General features: G+C 73.3%; 13 protein-coding genes and 1 riboswitch. Of the genes, 8 read left to right on the forward strand and 5 right to left on the reverse strand.

Going from position 1 to position 18,804, the window contains the following annotated elements:
- Positions 1-18 precede the first annotated feature (18 nt).
- Positions 19-1,104, forward strand: a complete 1,086-nt coding sequence (locus ACIQUR_RS22245) for a M20 family metallopeptidase (RefSeq protein WP_403667221.1) — start codon at positions 19-21, stop codon at positions 1,102-1,104.
- A 105-nt stretch (positions 1,105-1,209) separates the two neighbouring features.
- Here the strand turns inward: ACIQUR_RS22245 and ACIQUR_RS22250 are convergent, their stop codons facing one another.
- Complete coding sequence (locus tag ACIQUR_RS22250; RefSeq protein WP_403666792.1) at positions 1,210-2,148, reverse strand: glycoside hydrolase family 16 protein; 939 nt, start codon at positions 2,146-2,148, stop codon at positions 1,210-1,212.
- 322 nt (positions 2,149-2,470) lie between these two features.
- Between ACIQUR_RS22250 and ACIQUR_RS22255 the strand changes: the two genes are divergently transcribed.
- The 4 genes from ACIQUR_RS22255 to ACIQUR_RS22270 all read left to right on the forward strand — a co-directional run bounded on the left by ACIQUR_RS22255 (position 2,471) and on the right by ACIQUR_RS22270 (position 7,772).
- Positions 2,471-2,833, forward strand: a complete 363-nt coding sequence (locus ACIQUR_RS22255) for a hypothetical protein (RefSeq protein WP_403666794.1) — start codon at positions 2,471-2,473, stop codon at positions 2,831-2,833.
- Between the two features lie 180 nt (positions 2,834-3,013).
- The gene (locus ACIQUR_RS22260) at positions 3,014-5,110 is read left to right on the forward strand and encodes a bifunctional polysaccharide deacetylase/glycosyltransferase family 2 protein (RefSeq protein ID WP_403667224.1); all 2,097 of its coding nucleotides are present in this window, start codon (positions 3,014-3,016) and stop codon (positions 5,108-5,110) included.
- A 338-nt stretch (positions 5,111-5,448) separates the two neighbouring features.
- Positions 5,449-6,537 (forward strand): acyltransferase family protein, encoded by a 1,089-nt coding sequence (locus tag ACIQUR_RS22265; RefSeq protein WP_403666797.1) that lies wholly within the window; start codon positions 5,449-5,451, stop codon positions 6,535-6,537.
- A 170-nt stretch (positions 6,538-6,707) separates the two neighbouring features.
- Positions 6,708-7,772 carry an NAD-dependent epimerase/dehydratase family protein gene (locus ACIQUR_RS22270; RefSeq protein WP_403666800.1) on the forward strand — a complete coding sequence of 355 codons (1,065 nt, stop codon included), beginning with the start codon at positions 6,708-6,710 and terminating at the stop codon, positions 7,770-7,772.
- A 49-nt stretch (positions 7,773-7,821) separates the two neighbouring features.
- Here ACIQUR_RS22270 and ACIQUR_RS22275 read toward each other — a convergent pair whose 3' ends face one another.
- Positions 7,822-8,229: an FKBP-type peptidyl-prolyl cis-trans isomerase gene (locus tag ACIQUR_RS22275; protein ID WP_403666803.1), complete on the reverse strand. Its 408-nt coding sequence runs from the start codon at positions 8,227-8,229 to the stop codon at positions 7,822-7,824.
- Between the two features lie 75 nt (positions 8,230-8,304).
- Positions 8,305-9,240, reverse strand: coding sequence for a 5'-nucleotidase (locus ACIQUR_RS22280; RefSeq protein WP_403666805.1), 936 nt, complete (start codon positions 9,238-9,240; stop codon positions 8,305-8,307).
- Between the two features lie 198 nt (positions 9,241-9,438).
- A riboswitch (cobalamin riboswitch) is annotated at positions 9,439-9,590 on the forward strand.
- A gap of 184 nt (positions 9,591-9,774) precedes the next feature.
- On the opposite strand from ACIQUR_RS22280, the gene metE reads away from it, so the two are divergent.
- Positions 9,775-12,099, forward strand: a complete 2,325-nt coding sequence (gene metE, locus ACIQUR_RS22285) for a 5-methyltetrahydropteroyltriglutamate--homocysteine S-methyltransferase (RefSeq protein ID WP_403666808.1) — start codon at positions 9,775-9,777, stop codon at positions 12,097-12,099.
- A gap of 124 nt (positions 12,100-12,223) precedes the next feature.
- On the opposite strand, the gene ACIQUR_RS22290 is transcribed toward metE, so the two are convergent.
- Positions 12,224-12,838 (reverse strand): hypothetical protein, encoded by a 615-nt coding sequence (locus ACIQUR_RS22290; protein WP_403666810.1) that lies wholly within the window; start codon positions 12,836-12,838, stop codon positions 12,224-12,226.
- Between the two features lie 359 nt (positions 12,839-13,197).
- On the opposite strand from ACIQUR_RS22290, the gene ACIQUR_RS22295 reads away from it, so the two are divergent.
- Positions 13,198-15,693, forward strand: coding sequence for a SpoIIE family protein phosphatase (locus tag ACIQUR_RS22295; RefSeq protein ID WP_403666812.1), 2,496 nt, complete (start codon positions 13,198-13,200; stop codon positions 15,691-15,693).
- Between the two features lie 77 nt (positions 15,694-15,770).
- On the forward strand, positions 15,771-17,168 hold the full coding sequence (locus tag ACIQUR_RS22300) for a DUF5685 family protein (protein WP_403666815.1): 1,398 nt from the start codon (positions 15,771-15,773) through the stop codon (positions 17,166-17,168).
- Between the two features lie 106 nt (positions 17,169-17,274).
- On the opposite strand, the gene ACIQUR_RS22305 is transcribed toward ACIQUR_RS22300, so the two are convergent.
- Entirely contained in the window at positions 17,275-18,798 is a 1,524-nt protein-coding gene (locus tag ACIQUR_RS22305) for an aldehyde dehydrogenase family protein (RefSeq protein ID WP_403666818.1), read from the reverse strand.
- Between the last annotated feature and the right edge of the window lie 6 nt (positions 18,799-18,804).

Here is an 18,804-nt window from a genome sequence, read left to right on the forward strand (position 1 = left end):
CTGCCCCGGCTCGACGCCATGCTCGCCGACCTCGAAGAACTGGTGACCTGCGAGTCGTACTCCGCGGACCACACCGCGGTGGCCCGCAGCGCGCACGTCGTCGCCGAACAGGGCACCCGGCTCCTCGGCGGGCAGCCCCACACGCTCGTGGTCGACGGCGTCACCCACGTCCGGTGGACCTTCGGCCCGCCCCGCGTCCTGCTGGTGGGCCACCACGACACCGTCTGGCCGATCGGCTCGCTCACCACCCACCCGTGGTCGGTGGAGGACGGCGTGGCCCGCGGCCCCGGCGTCTTCGACATGAAGGCCGGCCTGGTCCAGATGTTCCACGCCCTGGCCTCCCTGCCCTCGCTCGACGGGGTGTGCGTCCTGGTCACCGGCGACGAGGAGGTCGGCTCGGGCACCTCCCGCCACCTCGTCGAGGACCTGGCGAGGCAGTGCGCGGCGGCCTTCGTGCTGGAGCCGTCCGGACCGGGCGGAGCGCTCAAGACGAGCCGCAAGGGCGTCTCCTTCTACGGGGTCACGGTCCTCGGCCGGGCCGCGCACGCCGGCCTGGAACCCGAGAAGGGCATCAACGCCGCCACCGAACTCGCCCACCAGATCCTGGCGTTGCGGCAGATCGCCGACACGGTGAACGAGCACACCGGACCTGGGACGACGGTCACCCCGACGCTCGCCTCGGCCGGCAGCACGGCCAACACCGTCCCCGCCCGCGCCGACCTCAGCGTGGACGTACGCGTCCCCGGCGCCGCCGCCCAGGACACCACCGACCGCCTGATCCGCGCCCTGCGCCCGCACGACCCGCGGGCGAGCCTGCGCATCACCGGCGGCCCGAACCGCCCGCCCCTGGAAACCACCGCCTCCGAAAAGCTCTTCGCCCTGGCCGAGGACATCGCCGCCCGCCTGGGCATGGCTCCGCTGGGCCACGCCGCCGCGGTCGGCGGCGGCTCCGACGGCAACTACACCGCCGGCGTCGGCTGCCCCACCCTCGACGGCCTGGGCGCCGTGGGCGACGGCGCCCACGCCGACCACGAACACGTCCTCACCGCCACGATGCCCCCCAGATCCCGCCTCCTGGCCCACCTCGTCGGAGCCCTGCAATAGACCGGACCTGACGATGCGTAAATGGATCGGGGTGGTGAATGACGGTGCGTCTTCTGGCCTTTTATCGGGGGAAGTTGAACGAGAGCGAAAAGGGATCTTGGGGGTTCAGGACTTCGGGAGGGTGTTGATGTGGTGGGTGCCCGCGGAGTAGAAGGCGTTCACCGTGTTCTTGATTTCCGCGTGGGAAACCGCCTCGTCGGCCTTGTAGTAGAACCAGTTGACCTTCATGTCCCAGGTGCGCGGGCCGCCGGTGAACGGGAGGTCGATGAACCAGCTGCTGAAATGGACGTCCATCTTCTCGCGCGGCACGTACTTGCCGGAGCTGGTGAACAGGTCCTTCCCGTCCAGGGAGTAGGTGACCTTGCCGTCCATGGCGGTGATCATCAGGATGTGCCAGCCCCGGAGGCGCTTCCTCAGGGTGTGGCTGACGCGGTCCGGCGGATCGGCCTTGTACCAGCTGACGTTGTCGAGCTGCGGCCCCACCGAGCCCCAGCCGCCGTTCGGCAGGTACTCGCAGTCCAGTTCGCTGTAGTTCGCCGAGGAGTCCGCGGGCGAGATCGGGAAGAAGGTCTGGACGACGTGGTCGCCGTCGCGGCCGCTCGTCGGCGCGTCGCTGAAGTGCACGCGGGCGGCGAAGGTCCCGGTGAAGAGGTTCCGGCCGGTGCTCTGCACCTCGACCTGGCTCGTGCCCCCGGCGGTGCCGTCGGTGGAGGCGCGCAGCCGCAGGACGCGGCCGCCCTGGGCCGTCGGGTCCGCGGGGAAGCCGGCCCCGCCGGACCAGGTGTCCTTGATGCCCGGGCCGCCCCCGCCCGTGCGCACCTCCCAGCCGTTGGCGGCGAAGGCCGGGTCGTCGGCGCCGTCGTAGTGGAAGTCGTCGAACATCGTTCCGGGCGGTCCGGCCGGGGTCGGCGGGGTGCTCGGGGCCGGCGCGGCGGCGTCGTCACCGCCCGGGGCGCCGGAGCACGCGGCGAGCACGCACAGCAGGGCGGGCAGCGCGAGCGCGCTCCACGCGCGGCGGCGAGAGGTGCGGCGGGGCAGGCTCACACGGGCTCCTTGGGGCGCAGAGGCGGTTTCCGAACACGCCCGTTTTTCATAAAGATCGAATAGCGGGGAGATGATCGCGGATCCGATGATCGCGGTCACGTGAGGCGTCATCTTAAGGGTCCGGGAGGTATTCGCCGCCACCCTCCCGTGCGCGAGCGGAACTACCCTCCGGTACGAGAATTCGGCATTTCGATCCGATTACGACGGCCGGGCAGATCGCGCCAAATCCAGACAACGGGTCCAAGTCGAATCCGGCCGGTGCACTAGCGTTCGCCCTGCGATCCCGCGGTCCACGTACCCTGCACTGAAAGGCCCTCGCAAGGTGCGCCAAGATTTCAATTTCTTCGAACGCGGATCGGCGTACCAGGCACAGCCCGACACCCCGGGGCCGGGCCCCGAGGAACCCGCTCCCGCGCCCGTGTTCGTCGACCAGTCGGGCACCCGCGGCCGCCTGCTACGGGGCTTCGGCTGGCCCGTCTCCCTGATCGGCGCGGTCCTGGCGGTCGCCATGGGCAGCAGCCTGGTCGGCGTACAGGCCGACGCCCCCGCGATGGGCGTCCCGGAGCAGCCCACCTGGGCCCCCGCCCCGGCCACACCCCTGCCGTCGCCGGCGCGCACCCGCCCGTCAGCGCCGTCCGCGTCGCCGTCGCGGTCCGCGTCCTCGCATCCGTCCGCCTCCTCCTGACCCACGAAGCCCGGAGCACGACGGTCCGACCACCCCCGGGACGACGACCTCCACCCCCGGCACCCCGCCGGCCCCCGCACCACCGATCGCCCGCACCACCCATCTCCAGGAGCGTCATTGTCCCGCCACCAGCGCCGCCGGCAGTCCCTGCTGAGGCCGCGCCGACTGGCCGCGCCACCGCTGCGCTTCTTCATGCCGCTGTCCCTGCTGGCCTGCCTGCTCGCGCTGCTCGTCCTGCGCGGCCTCGCCACCAACGAGGCGTTCCACGACGACCGGATCGCCATCTCGGTCGACAAGTTCAGCGTTCCGCACAACCTGCTCAAGGGCGGCCCGGTCATCGACGCGCGCGGCAGCCGCAACGAGCACCCCGTGAGCTACCGGATCCCCGACCGCACCGCCGTACTGAGCTTCGACGACGGCCCCTCGCCGAAGTGGACCCCGAAGATCCTCAAGATCCTCGCGGACCGCGGCGTCCGCGCGGACTTCTTCGTCACCGGCGCCATGACCACCCGCGAGCCCGACCTCATCCGGCAGATCGTCGCCGGCGGCCACGAACTCGGCGTGCACACCTTCACCCACCCCGACCTCGTCTACCAGTCCCACGCCCGGATCAGCTGGGAGCTCGCCCAGACGCAGCTGGCCCTCGCCGGCGTGGCCGGCGTGCACAGCGCCCTGTTCCGCCCGCCGTACTCCTCCGACGCCACGGCGCTGGACGACTGGAACTACCCGGTGATCAAGTACGTCGGCGCCCGCGGCTACCTCACCGCGTTCGTCGACCGCGACACCGACGACTGGAAGCGCCCCGGCGTCGAGAAGATCGTCAAGGCCGCGATGCCCACCCGGCCGGGCGCGGGTGCGCTGATCCTGCTCCACGACGCGGGCGGCGACCGCACCCAGACCCTCACCGCGCTCGGCCAGATCATCGACCGGCTCCAGGCGCAGGGCTACCGCTTCACCACCATCTCCGACGCGCTCGGCGCCTCCAGCGCCACCGTGCCGGTGCAGGGCTTCCAGCTGTGGGCGGGCAAGGGCTACCTCTGGGCCACCCAGTTCGCCGTGCTCACCCTGCCCGTGCTGGTCGGGCTGCTGGCCGTGGTCGGCTTCCTCAACTTCGGCCGGTTCGCGCTGATGCTGGTCCTCGCACCGGTCCACGCCCGCCGCGCCAAGCGCCGCGACGCCTGGGGCCCGCCCGTCACCCGGCCCGTCACCGTGCTCGTACCCGCGTACAACGAGCGCGAGTGCATAGCCAACACCCTCAACTCCCTCGCCGCCGGCGACCACCCGATCGAGGTGATCGTCATCGACGACGGCTCCACGGACGGCACCGCCGACATCGTCGAGGCCATGGCCCTGCCCTTCGTCCGGCTGATCCGCAAGACCAACGGCGGCAAGTCCAGCGCGCTCAACGCCGGCATCGCGGCCGCCTCGTACGACATCATCGTGATGATGGACGGCGACACCGTCTTCGAACCGTCCACCGTCCGCGAGCTGATCCAGCCCTTCGGAGACCCGGCCATCGGCGCGGTCGCGGGCAACGCCAAGGTCGGCAACCGCGACAGCCTCATCGGCGCCTGGCAGCACATCGAGTACGTCCTCGGCCACAACCTGGACCGCCGGATGTACGACATGCTGGGCGTCATCCCCACCATCCCCGGCGCGGTCGGCGCCTTCCGCAAGGAAGCCCTCCGGCAGGCCGGCGGCATGAGCGACGACACCCTCGCCGAGGACACCGACATCACCATCGCGGTGCTCTGCGAAGGCTGGCGGATCGTCTACGCCGAGCACGCCCGGGCCTGGACCGAGGCACCCGCCAGCCTCCAGCAGCTCTGGTCCCAGCGGTACCGCTGGAGCTACGGCAGCATGCAGGCGATGTGGAAGCACCGCCGCGCGGTGACCTCCGACGGGCCGGCCCGCCGCTTCGGACGGCTCGGACTGCCGCTCATCGTGCTCTTCGGCGTGGTCGCCCCGCTGCTGGCACCGCTGGTCGACCTGTTCCTGCTGTACGGCGTGTTCTTCGGGGACGCCGAGCTCACCCTCCTCAGCTGGGGCGGCTTCATCCTGCTCCAGGGCGCGCTGTCCTGGTACGCCTTCCGGCTCGACCGCGAGAAGCCCTGGCACCTGATCAGCCTGCCGATCCAGCAGATGGTCTACCGGCAGCTGATGTACGTCGTCCTGCTGCAGTCCGCGATCACGGCGATGACCGGCGGCCGCCTGCGCTGGCAGAAGCTCCGGCGCACCGGCGAGGTCGCCGCCGCACCGGTGGAGGCCCGACCGTGACCGCACCCCAGCACTCCGGACGCAACCAGGACACCCTCAGGCTCAGGGTTCCGCCCGTACCGCGACCGCAGCCGGAGGCCCCGACCCGGCAGACGGCGTACGAGGGGTGGCCCGAGCCTTGGCCGTCGCCCGCGCCCGCTCCCGCCTCCGCGCCCGCTCCCGCCTCCGCGCCCGCGGCCGAAGCGGGATCCGGACCGTGGCGGGGCGCTCCCGGTACGCCCGGCACTCCCGGCACTCCCGGGGCGGCCGACGCACCGGAGGCACCCGGGGCGCGGCCCCTGCCCGCCCGCGGCCGTGACCGCTACCTGGACCTCCTCCGTGCCCTGGCACTCGGCCGCGTGGTGCTTTACCACAACTTCGGCTGGGCCTGGCTGCCCCTGGTCTTCCCGTCGATGGGCGTGATGTTCGCCCTCGCCGGCTCCCTGATGGCCCGCTCCCTCAGCCGCCCCGCCCTCGGCGTGATCCGCGGCCGGCTGCGCCGCCTGCTGCCCCCGATGTGGCTGTTCGGCGCCATCCTGATCACCCTCCAGATCCTCGACGGCTGGGGCCCCGACTCCGAGGGCCACCCCACCTGGTGGTGGGCCAAGCTGTCCTTCTGGGTCCTGCCGCTGAGCACCCCGCCGTACGCGGACGGCCTGACCGGCTTCCACCTGGTGGAGCCGACGTGGGCCGCGCAGATCGTCGTACCGCTCTGGTACCTCCGCGCCTACCTCTGGTACGTCCTGTTCTCCCCGCTGCTGCTCCGGGCCCTGCGACGGCTCCCGTGGGTGACGCTGTGCACGCCGCTGGCCCTGACGGTCGTGATGCACACCTTCTTCCCCGACCAGGAGTTCGTCTACTACCGGGTCTGGGAGACCGCGAGCGACTTCGCGATGTTCGGCTCCTGCTGGATCCTCGGCATGGCGCACCAGGAGGGTCTGCTCAAGAAGATCCCGCAGTACGTGCTGCCGTCCGTCGCGCCGCTCGTGATGGTGGCCGGCTTCTGGTACCTCCAGACCCGGCCGGTCGACCCGACCGTGCCGACCGACATCGAGGCCTGGCCGATCGCCCAGTCGCTGTGGTCCCTCGGCTTCGTCGCCCTCCTGCTCCACATCAGCCCGTACTGGGAGCGTTGGCCCGGCCCGCTGGAACGCTGGAACGGCCTGATCACCTTCCTGAACGCGCGCGCCGTCAGCGTCTACCTCTGGCACCAGACCGCGCTCGTGGCGGCCATCCCGCTGATCGACCCCCTGTGGAGCGTCCCCTTCGTCTACGAGCACTTCCGGTGGCTGCTGGCCAGCCAGTGGTTCACGCTGCTGGTGGCCGTGCCGCTGGCCGGGCTGCTCGTGCTGACCTTCGGCTGGATCGAGGACGTGGCCGCCAGGCGGCCGCCCCGCCTCCTGCCGTACCCGCGCCGCCAACGCGGCAGACGCCGCGCAGCCGGCTGACGGGGCGCAGGCACCCCGTACCCGACGCCCGGCACCCCCGCACCCGCACCCCCGGCACCCCCGCACCCGCCCCCCGGCACCCCGTACCCCTGGTGCCGGGCGGCCCCCGGGCGTAGGCTCCGGCGACCCGCGCGGCAGGCGTGCGGGCGCGGCCGAGGGACGGTGGGGGCATGGACGGCACGCGGGGCACGGCCGGGGGCCCGGTGCTGGTGACCGGCGGCACCGGCTTCGTCGGCAGCCATCTGGTCCAGGCGCTGCTGGAGCGCGGCTACCGCGTCCACGCCACGGTCCGGTCGCTGCGGGACGCCGCGAAGGTGCGCCCCCTGCACGAGATGGCCGGCCGCTTCCCCGGCCGGCTGGAGCTGTTCGAGGCGGACCTGATGGTGGCGGGCTCCTTCGACCGGGCGATGGACGGGTGCCGGGTCGTCTTCCACGTCGCCTCGCCCTTCCTGATGCCCGAACAGATCAAGGACGCCCTGAAGGACGTGGTGGAGCCGGCGCTGACCGGCACCCGCAACGTCCTGGCCGGCATCGAGCGGACCCCCACGGTCGAGCGCCTCGTCTTCACCTCCACCGTCGGCGCGATCTTCGGGGACTACGCCGACGTCCTGGACATGGACGGCCGCACGCTCTCCGAGCGCTACGTCAACACCACCAGCACCGTCGAGAACAACCCGTACCACTACGCCAAGACCGCCGCCGAGCAGACCGCGTGGGAGGCGGCGCGCGCCCAGGACCGCTGGCGCATGGTGTCCGTCAACCCCGGCCTGGTCCTCGGGCCCTCGCTCACCCCCGCCTCGGCATCCGGCAGCCTCTTCCTCGTGGACGAGCTGTTCAAGGGCTGGTTCTGCTACGGCGCACCCGACTTCTCCTTCACCGTCGTGGACGTCAGGGACGTGGCCGCGGCCCACATCGCCGCCGCCGAGCAGCCCGGCGCGCACGGCCGGTACATCCTGGCCCGGCCGGAGATGGTGTCGTTCCGCGAGATGGCCCGGGCCCTGCTGGCCGTGCGCCCCAGGGACCCACGCCTGCCCCGGTGGGGCCTGCCGCACTGGCCGGTACGGCTCCTGGGACCGGCCTTCGGCCTCACGCAGGACTACATCCGCAAGCACCTCGGGATCAGGTTCGCGGTCGACAACCGCAGGAGCACCGAGGAACTCGGCATCACCTACCGCCCCTGGCAGGAGACCCTTGTCGACCACCACCACGCCTGGACCGGGCGCCGCGCGGCGTGAGCCCGGAGCACGGCCGCGCGGCCCGCGCAGCCGGCCGGCGGAGCGGGCCTCACGCGCCGCTGCTCCACCCGCCCGTGCCCGAGTACGAGTCGACCAGGTCCACCACGAACACCAGCGTCGAGCCGGCCGGGATCAGCGGTGAGGGCGACTGGTTCCCGTAGCCGAGCCGCGGCGGAACGACGATCTCGCGCCGGCCGCCGACCCGCATCCCCTTCACCCCCCGGTCCCAGCCCTTGATGACCCGGCCGCTGCCCAGCGCGAACTTGAACGGCTCGCCCCGGTCCCAGGAGGCGTCGAACTCCTGCCCGGTCTCGAAGGTCACCCCGACGTAGTGGACCTTGACCACCATGCCCGGCTTCACCTCGGGCCCGTCCCCGACGACCAGGTCCCGGACGGTCAGCTCGGCCGGAGCCGCACCCTCCGGAACCACGACCTCCGGCTTCTCCAGCGCACCCATTGCAGCCCCATCACTCGCCGTCGACAGTCCCGGCACGGACCGGGCGGACACCCGGACACCCCGTGCCCCGGATGATCACGGTACCGGCGCGTTCACGATGCCGAACGGCACGTGGACGCTCGGGGTGGCCGGCGCCGTGCCGTTCAGGTGCGCGACCTGGTCGTCGAAGAAGATGTGCGGGTCGAGCGCGCGCATCACGGCCGCCTTGTCGACGCCGCCGAGGAAGAAGGCGTCGTTCACCCGGAGTCCCCACTGCCTCAGGCTCCGCACCGCCCGTTCGTGCGCGGGGGCGTCCCGCGCGGTGACCAGGGACACCCGCAGCCGGGGCCGGTACGCCGGGACCGCGCGCCGCTCCTCCTCCTCGCGGCGCTGGATCCGGTTGACGCCCGCGAGGAACTCCCGCAGGGGGCCCGGGTCGTGCGGGGTGGTCGCGTTGAGCACCTCGTGCGCGCGGAACTCGTCGATGCCCGCCGACTGGTAGATCCGCTCGGAGGAGTCGTCCGCCAGGACGCCGTCGAAGTCGAAGGCGATCCGCAGCTCCCGGTCGGCGTCGTCGTCGACCCGCTCCGTCCTGAGCACGTGCCCCGCCGGCAGCCCGTCGGCCATCGCCGCACGGACGTCGGCACCGTCGGCCGACAGGAACAACGACATGTTCAGGGCCGGCATGAACCGGTGCGACGGCCGGCCCTGCCGGAAGACCGCCCGGCTGATGGGCAGACCGTGCGCCGCGATGGAACGCATCACCCGCAGCCCGGTGTCGGGGTCGTTGCGCGACAGGATGATGACCTCGACCAGCGGATCGGACGGATCCGCGAGGTCGTTCAGCGACAGCAGGCGCCGCACGAAGGGGAAGGCCACGCCCTTGCCCAGGACGTCGTCCGCATGGGCCTCCTGGCAGGCCCGGTACGCGTCCTCACCCCGCTCCCGGAACACCGCGTCGCACTCGGTGAGGTCGAACAGGGCACTGGAGGCGATCCCCACGACGAGGCGGTCGGACAGGTCGTACTTCATCACGCCCCCCGCCGGCACACGTGCAACACCGAGGGGGTTATCACCCGTTCGAGCCGGCCGAAAACGCGTACCCCCCCCGCCGGGGCGGCGGCCCTGGCACGCGTCCGCATGCCGGACGGGGGTCGTCACCCGGCAGGCGTCCGGCATACGCTGGCCGGTGCAGCTGGTTCGCCCCGTCCGCCAGGCGGGATGCGTCGCAAGAGGGAACCCGGTGGGAATCCGGGACTGCCCCGCAGCGGTGAGCGGGAACGACCGCCGTCATACGCACTGGGACCGCGAGGTCCTGGGAAGCGACGGCCAGTAGGTGCCCGCCTCTTCGGAGGCCGGCGTGCCCGCGAGTCCGAAGACCTGCCCGTTGCCCGTGCCGGCCCGAGCCGTGCGCGGATGTCCCGGTGACCTCGTGGGCGGGTCGGCGTACACAGCAGACGGTCGACCGCGCGTGCCGCGCGGGTCGTGGCCGTCCGCTCCTCGTACCCCTTCGCGCCTCCGGGGCCCATCGGGATCTCAGGGATTCATCTCGCGAAGGAGATCTCCGTGACCACCAAGTCCGCAGCCGCGGCAGCAGGCGCCACCGTCCACGGCTACCCCCGCCAGGGCCCGAACCGTGAGCTCAAGAAGGCGATCGAGGGCTACTGGAAGGGCCGCGTCACCGCCGACGCACTCCGCACCACCGCCGCGGACCTGCGCAGCGCCAACTGGCAGCAGCTCGCCTCCGCCGGCATCACCGAAGTGCCCACGGGCGACTTCTCGTACTACGACCACGTCCTGGACACCACCGTCATGGTCGGCGCGATCCCCGCACGCCACCGGGCCGCCGTCGCCGCCGACACCCTCGGCGGCTACTTCGCCATGGCACGCGGGACCCAGGACGTGCCGCCGCTGGAGATGACCAAGTGGTTCGACACCAACTACCACTACCTGGTCCCCGAACTCGGCCCGGACACCGTCTTCACCGCCGACCCCGCCAAGCAGGTCGCCGAGCTCCGCGAGGCCCTCACCCTCGGCCACACCGCCCGTCCCGTCCTCGTCGGCCCCGTCACCTACCTGCTGCTCGCCAAGCCCGCACCCGGCGCGGCAGCCGACTTCCGGCCGCTGACCCTGCTCGACCGGCTCCTGCCCGTGTACGCGGAGGTCCTCACCGCCCTCCGCGCCGCCGGCGCCGAGTGGGTGCAACTGGACGAGCCCGCCCTCGTCCAGGACCGCACCCCGGCCGAACTCAACGCGGCCGCCCGCGCCTACCGCGAACTCGGCGCCCTCACCGACCGGCCCAGGCTGCTCGTCGCGTCCTACTTCGACCGGCTCGGCGAGGCCCTGCCCGTCCTGGCCAAGGCACCCGTGGAGGGACTGGCGCTCGACTTCACCGGCCCGGCCGCCGCCAACCTCGACGACCTCGCGGCCGTCGGCGGACTGCCCGGAAAGCGGCTGGTCGCAGGGGTCGTGAACGGCCGCAACATCTGGGTCGACGACCTGGGGAAGTCCCTGACCACCCTCGGCACCCTGCTCGGCCTCGCCGACCGGGTCGACGTGGCAGCCTCCTGCTCCCTCCTGCACGTCCCGCTCGACGCCGCCGCCGAGAAGGACGCCGACCCGCAGATCCGGCGCTGGCTGGCCTTCGCCCGGCAGAAGGCCGCCGAGATCGCCACCCTGGCCAGGGGACTCACCTCCGGCACCGCATCGGTGGCGGGCGAACTGTCCGCCAACCGCGCCGTCCTGGCCTCCCGGGCCGCGTCCCCCCTCACCCACGACCCCGCCGTCCGCGCCCGCGCGGCGGCCGTCACGGAGGCCGACCGGCAGCGCTCCCAGCCCTACCCCGAACGTGCCGCCGCCCAGCGCGCCCACCTGCGTCTGCCACTGCTGCCGACCACCACGATCGGATCCTTCCCGCAGACCGACGAGCTCCGGGCGGCCCGTGCCGACCTGCGGGCCGGACGCATCGACACCGCCGGCTACGAGGCGCGCATCAAGGGCGAGATCGAGGAGGTGATCTCCTTCCAGGAGAAGACCGGCCTCGACGTCCTGGTGCACGGAGAACCCGAACGCAACGACATGGTCCAGTACTTCGCCGAGCAGCTCACCGGCTACCTCGCCACGCAGCACGGCTGGGTCCAGTCCTACGGCACCCGCTACGTGCGCCCCCCGGTCCTGGCGGGCGACATCTCCCGCCCCGAGCCGATGACCGTCCGCTGGACCTCGTACGCCCAGTCCCTGACGGCCAAGCCGGTCAAGGGAATGCTGACCGGCCCCGTCACCATGCTCGCCTGGTCCTTCGTACGCGACGACCAGCCCCTCGGCGACACCGCACGCCAGGTCGCGCTCGCCCTGCGCGACGAGGTCGCCGACCTGGAGAGCGCGGGTGTCCGGGTCATCCAGGTCGACGAGCCCGCCCTGCGCGAGACCCTCCCCCTGCGCACCGCCGACCACGCCGGCTACCTGGCCTGGGCCACCGAGGCCTTCCGGCTCACCACCAGCGGGGTCCGGCCGGACACCCAGATCCACACGCACATGTGCTACGCCGAGTTCGGCGACGTCGTCGCCGCCATCGACGACCTCGACGCCGACGTCATCAGCCTCGAAGCCGCCCGCTCGCACATGCAGGTCGCCCGCGAACTCGCCGCCCACGGCTACCCGCGCGAAGCCGGCCCCGGCATCTGGGACATCCACTCCCCGCGCGTCCCCGGCACCCGGGAAGCGGCCGGCCTGCTGCGCACCGGCCTCGACGCCATCCCGGCCGGGCGGCTGTGGGTCAACCCCGACTGCGGACTGAAGACCCGCGGCTGGGCCGAGACCCGCGCCTCCCTGGAGAACCTGGTGGCCGCCGCCCGCGAGGTCCGCGCGGGCCTCACCGGCGACGACGCCTGACCCGAGAGGCTCCCGGGGCCGGCCGTCCACCGCGCCCGGCCCCGGGTCCCCGGGCGTGGCGGACGGGCGACGGCCCCGACCAGGAGTCCGCACAGCCCCGGGCCGTTCCGTCAGGCGTCAGGCGTCAGGCGAGGACGTTGACGGCACGGGCGACCACGAGACCGAGGATCAGCAGGGAGACCAGCGACTGGATGCCCATGGCGATCTTCGCCCAGGGGGCGAGCGGCATGACGTCGGTGGGGCTGAACGCGGTGGCGTTGGTGAGCCCGAGGTAGAGGTAGTCGATGAAGTACGGGCGCCAGTCGGCGCTGCCCAGCCGCGGGTCGACCTGCTGGGGGAAGGCGAGCGCGGGCGCGCCGGGCAGGCGGTGGGCGCGGGCGGCCGGCCCGCCGCCGTCGAGTTCGAAGTACAGCAGGGAGAACGCGAGGACCGTACCGGTCCACACCGTGCCGCCGGTCTGCAGCAGGCTGACGGCGGAGCTGGTCTCCTGGCCGCCGTGCAGGATGTCGTCGACCAGCTGGACCGTCGACCAGACGGCGCTGAGCGCCAGCACCCCCACGAGGGCGATCGACAGCGTGCGCAGGGCGGCCGACCGCCGGTCGATCCGGCCCGGGTCGCCGGCGATGAGCGCCAGCAGGAGCAGCCCCTCGACGGCGGGGAGAACCCAGCGGGGCGCCAGCCGGAGGTCGTCGGGGAGCAGGACGGTCAGCACCATCGCGGTGACGACGGCCGCCGCCATCGGCCATCGGGGCTCGCCCAGGGGCTCGCCCGGGGGTCCGCCCCGGGGTACGCCCGAGGATTCGCCCGGTCCCGGGCTCCGGGTCGGCTCAGGGGTGCGTCCGGTCACGATGGCGGCCCTTACGGTCGGGTGCGGAGTCACGGGGGGTGAAGTCACGCGGGGTGCCGGTCGCCCAGGACCGGATTCCGACTCTGGAGGCGCCCGCCCGGCCGGTCAAGCAGGCCACGCCGATCAGCCGGGCGCCGCACGCCGCAGCAGCTCAGGGCCCCGGCCGCGGCCCGACTCGCCCGGACGGTCCCGGGCGCGACAGCATGGAGGGGAGGCGGCCGGCGCAACCCCCGGAGGAGGCGACGCGGACGGTGACCAGTCGTGGCTTTGCGTTCTGCGGCGCCGAGCTCGCCGCTGTCTACGTGGTCGCCGACCAGGGCAGGGAACTCCATCTGGCCGAGCTGACCGGCAACCGGGGCCTCCTCCACGCACTGCCCGCCGTCCTCGCCGTGGCCGGCCGCTCGCCCGCCGCCCACGCCTTCCGCGACGGCCGCGCCCTGTGGCTGGCCCCCGGGGAACCCGCCCCGTTCACCGCCGACCCCCACCAGGGCCCCGCCCGGATCCGCGAAGGTGACCCCGACCCCGACCCCGACGCCGACCCCGCCCCCGACCCCGACCCGCCGTCCGGGATCTCCCTCGGCGCGCTGCCCCTCGGCCACGGCGACCAGGAGCTCGGGTGCCTCGTCGTCGCCGGCGAGGTCCGGGGCGGCTTCAGCCCCGACCGCCGCAGCCTCCTGGAGCTCTACGCCGACCAGGTGGCCGCCGGACTCGAATCCGTCGCCGCCCGCTCCGCCGGACGCAAGGCCCCCCAGGCGCACCTCGCCCAGTCCCTGGTGCCGCACCAGGGCGGCGCGTTCATCGTCGAACTGAGCACCGGCCGCATGGAGGCCCACGCCCACGTCCTGGAGCTGCTCGGCCTGTCCCCCGAGGAGTTCGACGGAAAGGTGGAAACCCTGCTCGCCCGCGCCGTCCCCGACGACATGCCCGCCCTCATGGCGATCGTCGAGCCGGACCGGCCGGCCCCCGACGGACAGCAGCTGGCCTTCCGCGTCCACCGCCCCAACGGCGAGCTGCGCTGGCTGGGCCTGCGCTGCCGCGTCGAGGCGGACCCCGACGGCACACCGCGCCGCGTCCTGGGCGTGGTCGCCGACGCCACGTACCTGCGGCCCAGCGCCGACGAGGTCTCCCTCGTCCAACGGCTGTCCGCCACCCTGGCGGGTGCGGCGACCATCCGGGAAGTCAGCCGGCTCGCGGTCGCCGCCCTGCGCGAACCCCTCGGCGCCGCCCGCGTCGCCATCGGCGAACTGGAACCGGAACGGCTCGTCATCACCTGCCTCGACCCGCCCGAACCCGACGCCTGGCCCGAGGCCTGGCGCTCGGAATGGCGCTCCGAGTGGCCCGACCTGCCGCTCGGCGACCTGCCCACCCTGCAGAGCGCGCTGCGCGGGGGACACCTCAGCCTGTGGCCCCCCGGCGCCGCCCTCGAACGCGGCCTGCTGGGCGTGGGACCCGGCGGTCTCGCCGTGCTGCCGCTGGCCGCCGAGGGCAGGACCGTGGGCGCGTGCCTGGTGGGGTGGGACGCCGAACACCGCTTCGGACCGGAAGAGCGGTCGCTGCTGACCGCGACCGCGGGCCTGGTGGGCCAGGCCCTGGTACGCGCCCACGCCCTGGACGCCGGCCACGAACTCGCCACCATGCTCCAGCGCAGCCTGCTGCCCCGCAAACTCCCCGAACTCCCCGGCGGGGTCGCCGTCGCCCGCTACCTCCCCGCGACGGCCGGACTCGAGGTCGGCGGCGACTGGTACGACGTCATCCCGCTCGGCGGCGGCCACGTCGCCTTCGTCATCGGGGACGTACAGGGCCACAGCGCCGCGGCGGCCACCATCATGGGCCAGATGCGCACGGCGGTCAGGGCGTACGCGGTGGAGGGCCACCCCGCCGACGTGGTGGTCGCCCGGGCCAACCGGCTGCTCGTCGGCATGGAGACCGACCTCTTCGCCACCTGCGGGTACGTGGACCTGGACATGGAGGAGGGCATCGCCAAGGTCGTACGGGCCGGCCACCTGCCGCCGCTGCTCCGCCACCCCGACGGCATCACCGAGGAACTGGTGGTCGAGGGCGGGCCCCCGCTGGGCGTGCTCGCGGAAGCCGAGTTCCCCATGACCGAAGCGGGCCTGCTCCCCGGAACCCTGCTGGTGCTGCTGACCGACGGCCTGGTCGAGTCCGCCCGGATGCCGCTGGAGGAGGGCATGCGGCGGGTGCGCGACGTGCTCGCCGTGGCCGGCCCGGTCGACGCCGGAGCCGTCGCCGACGAACTGCTCGTCGCCGCCGGCCGGCGCGACGACGACGTGGCGCTGCTCCTGCTGCGCTACGACGGCACACGGGACCGGCCGCTGCGCAGCCACTGGAAGGTGTGGCGGCTGCCCGACGCGGTCCTGCACGCCCGCCGCTTCGCCGCGCGCACCCTCCGCTCCTGGGGAGCGGCGGACGAACTCGACGCGGCCCTGCTGGTCGTGTCCGAGCTGGTCACCAACGCCATCGCGCACACCCAGGGCGAGGTGGGCATGGACCTGACCCTCTCGGCGGACCGGCTGCGGATCGCCGTGAGCGACGCGTCGCCCCGCAGCCCCGTCAAACCGGTGTCGGTGAGCTGGGAGTCGACCGGCGGCCGGGGGCTGCTCATCGTCGAGGCGATGACGGCGTCCTGGGGCTCGGTGCCGCTCAGCGGCGGCAAACAGGTCTGGGCCGAGATCCCCTGGTCCCGCACCGCTCCGCCGCCCGGCGGGCAACCGGAGGGAACCATCTAGGATGTCGGCCGCGTGTTGCTGTCACGTGCGGCTGACGTCACGCCGTCGTGGCTGTGTTCTTACGGGGGAGAAGTTCGGTGTTCGGAATCATCAGGCCCTGCCGTCATCGCCTGGGCGAAGGCCTGCGTACCGAGTGGATGGCGCACCTGTGCGGGCTGTGCCTCGCACTGCGCAGCGAGTACGGACAGTTCGCGCGGGTGGCCACCAACTACGACGGCCTGATCGTCTCGGTGCTGACCGAGGCGCAGTCGGAGCGCACCGGCGACTGGCGGCGCGGTGCCGGCCCGTGCCCGCTGCGCGGCATGCGGTCGGCGGACGTGGCACAGGGCGAGGGCGCGCGGCTGGCGGCCACGGTGTCCCTGGTGCTGGCCGCGGCGAAGATACGCGACCACGTGGCCGACGGCGACGGCCTGGTGGCGCGCCGGCCGGTGGCGCTGGCGGCCCGCCGGATCGCCCACGGCTGGGACCGGGCGGGCGCCGAGGGCGGCGTACGGCTCGGCTTCGACACCGCCGTGCTGATCGGGGCGGTCGAGCGCCAGCCGGAGATCGAACGGTCCACCGGCCCCGGCGGCTCGCTGCTGACGGTCACCGAGCCCACGGAGACGGCGACCGCGGCCGCCTTCGCGCACACCGCGGTGCTCACCGACCGCCCGGGCAACGCCGCACCGCTGGCGGAGGCCGGCCGGCTGTTCGGCCGGCTGGCGCACCTGCTGGACGCCGTGGAGGACCTGGCGGCCGACGAGACGTCAGGCGCGTGGAACCCGATCGCCGTCACCGGCGCGGACCTCACCGAGGTGCGCCGGCTCTGCGACGACGCCGTCCACGGCATCCGACTCGCCCTGTCCGACGCCGTGTTCGTCGACGGCCGCCTGGTACGGGCCCTGCTGGGCGGCGAGCTGGAGCGCGCCGTCGACCGCGTCTTCGACCCCCGGCACCGTCACCACCGGCACCGCCCGCAGTCGCGCGGCCTGCGCATGCTTCCCTGGCTGGGACGCCGTACGGCGACGGGAACGCCCGCGGAGACCGGCACCGGCGCCGGCATACCCACCGGCGCGGCCTGCGGTGTCGGGTCGCTCGCGGGCGTGGCCCCGGAGGGCGCGCCGATGGCGTCGGGCCGTCCGCCGGAGGGGCAGTGCCGGCGGTGCGGCCAGTGGCGGCAGCTGTGCGCCCACTGCACGTTGTGCTTCGGCTGCTGCCGCTGCAACGCCGACGAGGGAGAACCCTGGGACTTCGGCGGCGGCAGCGGCGGTCCGGGCCGGAACGGCTCCCGCGGCAGCGATTCCGGCGGCGACGGCTGGTTCGGCGGCCACGGCGGCCACGGCGGAGGCAACTCGGGCGGCTTCTCCGGCGGTTCGGGCGGCGGCCACGGCGGCCACGGCGGTTCCGGCGGTTCCGGCGGCGGTTCGGGCGACGGCTGCGGCGGTGGCGGCGGCTGCTGCAACCCCTGCAAGTGCTGCTGCGACTGCTGCGACTGACCGAGCACGGCCCGACCGCACCCGGCCCCACCGGGGAACCGGGTGCGGAAGACCCGAGGGTGCCCCCAGGCGGCCGGCCCGGGCGCCCGCACCCCCGCGGCCACTCCTAGAAGAAGCCGAGCTTCTTGGGCGAGTACGAGACCAGGACGTTCTTCGTCTGCTGGTAGTGGTCCAGCATCATCTTGTGGGTCTCCCGGCCGATGCCGGACTGCTTGTAGCCGCCGAAGGCCGCGTGGGCCGGGTAGGCGTGGTAGCAGTTCGTCCAGACGCGGCCCGCCTGGATCGCGCGGCCCGCGCGGTACGCCGTGTTGATGTCGCGGGTCCAGACGCCCGCCCCCAGGCCGTACGACGTGTCGTTCGCGATCCGGATCGCGTCCTCGAAGTCCCGGAACGACGTCACCGAGACCACCGGCCCGAAGATCTCCTCCTGGAAGACCCGCATGCGGTTGTCCCCCTCGAAGATGGTCGGCTGGACGTAGTAGCCGCCCGCGAGCTCGCCGTCGTACTCGATCCGCTGACCACCCGTCAGGATCTTCGCGCCCTCCCGCTGCCCGATCTCCAGGTACGAGAGGATCTTCTTCAGCTGGTCGTCGGAGGCCTGGGCGCCGATCATGGTGTCCGTGTCCAGCGGGTGCCCGGGCGTGATGAGTTCGGTACGCGCCACGGCGGCGTCCAGGAAGTCCCCGTACCGGCCGCGCCCGATCAGGGCGCGCGAGGGGCACGTACACACCTCGCCCTGGTTCAGCGCGAACATCGTGAAGCCCTCCAGGGCCTTGTCGCGCAGGTCGTCGTCCACCGCCCAGACGTCGTCGAAGAAGATGTTCGGGCTCTTGCCGCCCAGCTCCAGCGTGACGGGCTTCAGGTGCTCCGCCGCGTACTGCATGATCAGACGGCCGGTGGACGTCTCACCGGTGAACGCGATCTTCGCGACCCGCGGGCTCGTCGCCAGCGGCTTGCCCGCCTCCTCGCCGAAGCCGTTGACGATGTTGACGACGCCCGGCGGCAGCAGGTCGGCGACCAGCCCCATCCAGAAGTGCACGGACGCCGGGGTCTGCTCGGCCGGCTTCAGGACCACCGCGTTCCCGGCGGCCAGCGCCGGCGCCAGCTTCCACACCGCCATCAGGATCGGGAAGTTCCAGGGGATGATCTGGGCCACCACGCCCAGCGGCTCGTGGAAGTGGTACGCGACCGTGTCGTCGTCCACCTCGCTCAGCGCACCCTCCTGCGCGCGCAGCGCGCCCGCGAAGTAGCGGAAGTGGTCGATCGCGAGGGGGATGTCGGCCGCCAGGGTCTCGCGCACCGGCTTGCCGTTCTCCCACGTCTCGGCGACCGCGAGGCGTTCGAGGTTCTGCTCCATGCGGTCGGCGATGCGCAGCAGGACCGCCGAACGCTCCGCCGCCGGGGTGCGGCCCCAGGCCGGCGCCGCGGCGTGCGCGGCGTCCAGCGCCCGCTCCACGTCCTCGGCCGTGCCCCGGGCGACCTCCGTGAACGGCCGGCCGTTGACCGGGGAGGGGTTCTCGAAGTACCCGCCGCGCGCGGGCGGTACGTACGCGCCGCCGATCCAGTGGTCGTAGCGGGGCGCGTACTCGACGAGCGAGCCCTCGGTGCCGGGCGCTGCGTAACGGGTCATCCCTGA

This window comes from Streptomyces sp. NPDC101132, from assembly GCF_044759225.1.
Taxonomy (GTDB): domain Bacteria; phylum Actinomycetota; class Actinomycetes; order Streptomycetales; family Streptomycetaceae; genus Streptomyces.

Coding starts and splice junctions, on each gene's coding strand:
- ACIQUR_RS22270 (WP_403666800.1), top strand. CDS start 6,708: ATGGACGGCACGCGGGGCACGGCCGGGGGCCCGGTGCTGGTGACCGGC.
- ACIQUR_RS22245 (WP_403667221.1), top strand. CDS start 19: ATGCTCGCCGACCTCGAAGAACTGGTGACCTGCGAGTCGTACTCCGCG.
- ACIQUR_RS22275 (WP_403666803.1), bottom strand. CDS start 8,229: ATGGGTGCGCTGGAGAAGCCGGAGGTCGTGGTTCCGGAGGGTGCGGCT.
- ACIQUR_RS22305 (WP_403666818.1), bottom strand. CDS start 18,798: ATGACCCGTTACGCAGCGCCCGGCACCGAGGGCTCGCTCGTCGAGTAC.
- ACIQUR_RS22280 (WP_403666805.1), bottom strand. CDS start 9,240: ATGAAGTACGACCTGTCCGACCGCCTCGTCGTGGGGATCGCCTCCAGT.
- ACIQUR_RS22290 (WP_403666810.1), bottom strand. CDS start 12,838: ATGGCGGCGGCCGTCGTCACCGCGATGGTGCTGACCGTCCTGCTCCCC.